This is a genomic window from Candidatus Obscuribacterales bacterium, from assembly GCA_036703605.1.
Taxonomy (GTDB): domain Bacteria; phylum Cyanobacteriota; class Cyanobacteriia; order RECH01; family RECH01; genus RECH01.
Genome location: DATNRH010000801.1, coordinates 1 through 4,689 on the forward strand (window position 1 = coordinate 1; position 4,689 = coordinate 4,689).

At 51.6% G+C, this 4,689-nt stretch carries 8 protein-coding genes; 2 read left to right on the top strand and 6 right to left on the bottom strand.

Translation table 11 applies throughout. From position 1 onward, the window contains the following. Window positions 1-195 precede the first annotated feature (195 nt). Window positions 196-939 carry an HAD family hydrolase gene (locus tag V6D20_16675; protein HEY9817414.1) on the top strand — a complete coding sequence of 248 codons (744 nt, stop codon included), beginning with the start codon at window positions 196-198 and terminating at the stop codon, window positions 937-939. A gap of 299 nt (window positions 940-1,238) precedes the next feature. Continuing rightward, entirely contained in the window at window positions 1,239-2,147 is a 909-nt protein-coding gene (locus V6D20_16680) for an alpha/beta fold hydrolase (protein ID HEY9817415.1), read from the top strand. Window positions 2,148-2,438: 291 nt separating this feature from the next. Here V6D20_16680 and V6D20_16685 read toward each other — a convergent pair whose 3' ends face one another. The 6 genes from V6D20_16685 to V6D20_16710 form a co-directional block, all read right to left on the bottom strand. Then, window positions 2,439-2,669 carry a hypothetical protein gene (locus V6D20_16685; GenBank protein HEY9817416.1) on the bottom strand — a complete coding sequence of 77 codons (231 nt, stop codon included), beginning with the start codon at window positions 2,667-2,669 and terminating at the stop codon, window positions 2,439-2,441. Continuing rightward, the gene (locus V6D20_16690) at window positions 2,656-2,949 is read right to left on the bottom strand and encodes a DUF433 domain-containing protein (protein HEY9817417.1); all 294 of its coding nucleotides are present in this window, start codon (window positions 2,947-2,949) and stop codon (window positions 2,656-2,658) included. The genes V6D20_16685 and V6D20_16690 overlap by 14 nt, the downstream gene beginning before the upstream one ends. A 55-nt stretch (window positions 2,950-3,004) precedes the next feature. Next, a complete protein-coding gene (locus tag V6D20_16695) occupies window positions 3,005-3,379 on the bottom strand; it encodes a hypothetical protein (protein HEY9817418.1) in 375 nt (124 codons plus the stop codon). A 46-nt stretch (window positions 3,380-3,425) separates the two neighbouring features. Further along, window positions 3,426-3,845, bottom strand: a complete 420-nt coding sequence (locus V6D20_16700) for a PIN domain-containing protein (protein ID HEY9817419.1) — start codon at window positions 3,843-3,845, stop codon at window positions 3,426-3,428. After that, entirely contained in the window at window positions 3,835-4,089 is a 255-nt protein-coding gene (locus V6D20_16705) for a hypothetical protein (protein ID HEY9817420.1), read from the bottom strand. The genes V6D20_16700 and V6D20_16705 overlap by 11 nt, the downstream gene beginning before the upstream one ends. A 51-nt stretch (window positions 4,090-4,140) precedes the next feature. Then, window positions 4,141-4,689, bottom strand: a 549-nt coding sequence (locus V6D20_16710) for a HEAT repeat domain-containing protein (GenBank protein HEY9817421.1), incomplete at its 5' end; no start/stop codon positions are given.

Here is a 4,689-nt window from a genome sequence, read left to right on the forward strand (position 1 = left end):
TACGGTTTTGGCGATCGCCTCAGTGACGCCCCCAGCAATTTTGTGTGACCTTCATAGAGAAGTCCCGTGACGGTGAGCAAGACTAAGGGTGACCGCATCCCGGTAATTCTGTGACCTAGATCACCCTTTTGCTCTCCGATCGATGGGCAGACCGTGAGAGCATAGGAACGTTCGATCGCTGTAGAGGTTAAGTCCTTGGTCACCATTCGCTGTCGGGATGCTGTATTTCCGTCCATTCAAGCCATTTTCTTTGACAAAGACGGCACCTTAGCCGACTCCGCTAACTTTTTGCGAGAGCTGGCCCAGCGGCGATCGCGTCTGATTGATGCCCAAATTCCGGGCGTGCAAGAACCAATGTTGATGGCGTTTGGTGTGGAGGGCGATCGCTTGGATCCCAGCGGACTGATGGCCCTTGGCACACGCTACGACAATGAAATTGCGGCGGCGGCCTACGTTGCCGAAACAGGACGGGGGTGGATCGAATCCCTCACCTTGGTGCAGGCTAGCTTTCGAGAAGCCGACCAAACCCTACCCCGCAAAGCCGACCACACGCCCCCCTTTGCCGGCATGGTGCCCCTGCTCCAGCGTCTACAGCAGTCTGGCGTGACCCTCGGCGTCCTCTCCGCCGACAGTCCTGCCTTGGTAGACGATTTCCTAAAACGCTACGACCTAGAGGAGTACATGGCGATCGCCCTTGGTAGCACCGAGCAACTCCGTAAGCCTCAAGCGGAGTTTTACCATAGCGCCTGTGAACACCTCGGCGTTGATCCAGCCGCAACCCTGGTGGTGGGCGACTCTCAATCCGATATTCTCATGGCCAAGTATGGAGGAGCTGCAGGCTGTATTGGAGTGACTTGGGGCGGAGCGAGTCCGTTCCAGTTGGCTAGCGCCACGGTATGCATTGACCATGGCGATCAGATCGACGTGTTGGCCACCTAGCCCGAACGATACAATTCGATACAATGAAACTATCCCCATCATGGCAAGGCGTTCAACCAAGAGCATTGCTGAATCGATAGATGATTTGCCCTCATCCCCAACCCTTCTCCCTAGGGAGAAGGGAGCTAGACTTCTTGTCCGCTCTCCCTAGGGCAGATTGAGCAATTCATACTTATATTCAGCAACACTACTGTAGACTCAGCCACGTCATGCAAGTCGTAGCCTGGGCACCATAATCAATCCCCAGCAACGTTTCGCCTCCTAGCTTGATACCTTACCTTATTGAAGAGAATAGCCCTGTGACAACCACCATTTCGCCAACCCTAGCTTTCCCTAATCTTACCTGGCAGTGGCGCGACCATACCATTTGCTATACCGTCATGGGCAGTGGTCAACCCCTCGTGCTCATCCATGGCTTTGGTGCTTCCATTGGCCACTGGCGTAAGAATATTCCTGTTCTGGCAGAGGCGGGCTATCAGGTGTTTGCTATCGATCTACTGGGATTTGGCAAGTCTGCTAAGCCTGACCTGGCCTATAGCCTGGATCTTTGGCACGACCTTCTGAGCGACTTTTGGACAGAGCATATCCAGCGTCCGGCAGTTTGGGTAGGCAATTCCATCGGCGGGCTGCTGGCGATGATGATGTTGGCACAGCGGCCCCAGATGGCAATGGGTGGTGTCTTACTCAACTGTGCTGGAGGGCTCAACCATCGCCCAGATGAACTAAATCTACCGCTGCGGATGGTGATGGGGACATTCACAAAACTGGTGAGTTCTCCCGCTCTTGGGCCCCTGTTGTTCAACCAAGTACGGCGGCGATCGCGCATTCGTGGCACCCTTAAGCAGGTCTATTGCGATCCCACAGCGGTGACCGACGACCTAATTGATATCCTCTACGAACCCTCCTGCGACCCCGGTGCCCAGAAAGTATTCGCCTCTATTTTGACTGCCCCAGCTGGCCCCCGCCCCAGCGACCTGCTGCCCCAGATTCAGCAACCCCTCCTGGTTCTTTGGGGAGAAGCCGATCCCTGGACGCCCATTGCGGGATCCAAACTTTACCAAGACCTCGCTGCTCAGCGTGAGACCGGAGCTACTCCTTCAGTCACCTTTCAAGCGATCGCCAAGACGGGACACTGCCCCCATGATGAACGCCCAGAGGAGGTCAACAGCGCGATTCTAGACTGGCTCACGGCCTTGGCTTGGGTGTAGCTGGTTGTGAGATCAGTCCCACAAGCTGATCTGCGTCACACGAAAAGCAACGTAATATCACGGAGCATCTAGAGATACATCACGACACTGAAGAGCGATCGCCCTAATAATACAGACATGTTCAGCAACATGAACAACTCATCTGTTGGACGTTCCTGACTCGTCACTGTTTCTTACCATCAGGTGTGACTACATTTTATTCGTGAATTATGCTCCTACGACCGTGCCCTGTGCGCGGTTTTTTTTTGAGCGATCGGCTTCAGCGCGTTGAAGGATTTCACAAATTTCGGTTCAGCCGTCCCAAAGTTGCGATACGGGTTTGGTGCGTCCGGCTAGGGCATCTTGCCAACCACGATAAATGCCTTCGCGGATTTCTGCGATCGGGGTATCGTCCGGGTCATCTTCAGGTTCAGTGATGAGTACAATCACGCGAACTCGGCTGCTAATGCCAAGCGTTAGTGGCTCATCGAGGGTAAGTTGCCCATTTTCTGAGAGGGTAGCTGTAGTTTCAATGGCTTTCATGGTTCAGATTCCTTTGATTTAAAGGACGGATTTGTTCAAGTTGTTGAAGTTCGTGTTGGATTTCAGCTTCGATTTCAGCCGGGTGATCGAAGTAGTAGGTCATGGCGGCGTGGGCTTCGGCGGGAAGAAGGTAGGGGTGTTGGTGGCAGATTTCATCAACAGACCAGCCGTGGGTGAGGTAGTCCATGACGATTTGGGTAACGCGGATGCGGGGGAGGCGTTTGAGATGGGCTGGTTGATTGGTGGAAGTTTCGAGGTGGGGATAGGGGGTCGTTAGCATGGTTTAGACTCCTTGGTTTGGTGTTTGTGGAAGGTAATAGTGCTGACGAAGGCGATTAAGCTCCTGGCAGTTGGTTTTGATTGCGATCGTAGATCTCATAAAGCCGCTTGACGACTTCGATTGGGATGCCTGCGACTGGAATTAAAATTTTGGCAGCTTCAACTCCACCTGCAAATAGGATGCTGAAACTATCTTTCCAGCGCTGCCAGTTTTGGGGATTCTTTTGGGGCATGGTGGCAAAGCCGTGGAGCAGAATTTCAAAGATTTCTGCATCAGGTTTATGGGGGTATGTTTGCCGTAGTTTTGTGAGGACTTGGGTAAGCTGTTGGGTCGCTTCGGTTGAGTGATTATTTTCGATGTAGGTATCAACTTGCTCAAAGATTTGGACTTTGTGGGCGTTTGGAAAGGCGTTGTCGTATTTTCCTGGCATGGGCGAAATTCTCTGATTTAAATTCAAAACGTTCAGGATTTTGTGGTTATTTTAAGAGTCGAATGAAGCCTGCTTGTTCAAAGTGATGGTCGGTGGTGAGGGCTTGTTGGATGTTGTGTTGCTGCATCATGATGAAGGAACTGCAATCGACGAGTGACCAGGGTTTGTCGGGGCGGTTTTGGCAAAGTTCCCAAGCGGCTTGGTCTGTGGATGGATCAATGTGGATACGAGTAATGTAGGGATTTTGGCGAACAATATTGATGTGGTTAAAGATGCGATCGCGTGGTAGACGGTGGGGGCTATTGAGGAGTGCAACAAGTTCGGCGATGACGTAGTTGGTGGTGATAATTTCAGTGCGGCTGGCGATCGCAGTGCGGAAATGCTCGGCAGCAATTGGATAATGGGTTTCGGTGGGGATGAAAACGCTCGCCCAACCAGAGGTATCAATGAAGAGATTATTCGGCATTGCGGAGTTCTTGGTAGAGGGCTTCGCCAAGGTATTGGTCGTGGTTTTCCGCGAGGTCGGTAGTACCGAGTTCTAGAGTACCGATGAGGGAGAGGAGTTGATCGGTGTCGGCGGTTGTGATTGCGGGTTGGAGGTATTGCTTAAGAGCTTGAATGATCAATTGTTCAGGGGTGGTTTGGTTTTGGGCGGCTTGATGGACTAGGGCTTGCTGAAGGGCGTCAGGGAGGGCGATTGTGATTTGCATGGTGAGGGTCTCCGTTTGTTTGGTTTGAGTGTAGCGGATGGATCGTAGGGGTTAGGGGGGTGGGTCTTTGGGTGGAGATTCGTGATAGTTTTGAACGTTTTCAAAGATTTTGACTTCGATGGCGTTGGGGAATTGGTTAATTGTGGAAGGGCTACTGCCACTTTGGCTGGCGGAGTTGTCGCCCTGCTGGGCTGCTAAGTGGGCTTGCCAGATCTCGTAGTTGTAGAACTTACAGCGGTTTTGGATAGAAGCGATCGCTTGAAGAACATAAGTGTCATCCGAACCGGACAGCATTTCTGAGAATTTGGGCAAAATACAAGCAATTGTATCTTGCCTTTCAATTTCTTCAATGATACTAATCAAGTAGAAATCAGGAATCGTGTTCTCTTTCCACACTTGAGCAAGTGCCAAAAGAGCTTTCTCGGAAGCAATTTTCCCTAAAGCTGCTGCTGCTTGATAAGCAACACCAGAATGATCGTCCTTAAGAGAATTTATTAATCTATCGACCGCCTTTTCAGACTTCATTCTCCCAAGCGACTCCGCTGCTATCTGCCGTACAGACTCGTCTTCATCCTTTAGCATTTTAACTAAGTCAGGAAC

Excerpts from the sequence above, each read along its gene's own strand:
- V6D20_16685 (HEY9817416.1), bottom strand. The coding sequence starts at position 2,669 with ATGAAAGCCATTGAAACTACAGCTACCCTCTCAGAAAATGGGCAACTT.
- V6D20_16690 (HEY9817417.1), bottom strand. The coding sequence starts at position 2,949 with ATGCTAACGACCCCCTATCCCCACCTCGAAACTTCCACCAATCAACCA.
- V6D20_16695 (HEY9817418.1), bottom strand. The coding sequence starts at position 3,379 with ATGCCAGGAAAATACGACAACGCCTTTCCAAACGCCCACAAAGTCCAA.
- V6D20_16700 (HEY9817419.1), bottom strand. The coding sequence starts at position 3,845 with ATGCCGAATAATCTCTTCATTGATACCTCTGGTTGGGCGAGCGTTTTC.
- V6D20_16705 (HEY9817420.1), bottom strand. The coding sequence starts at position 4,089 with ATGCAAATCACAATCGCCCTCCCTGACGCCCTTCAGCAAGCCCTAGTC.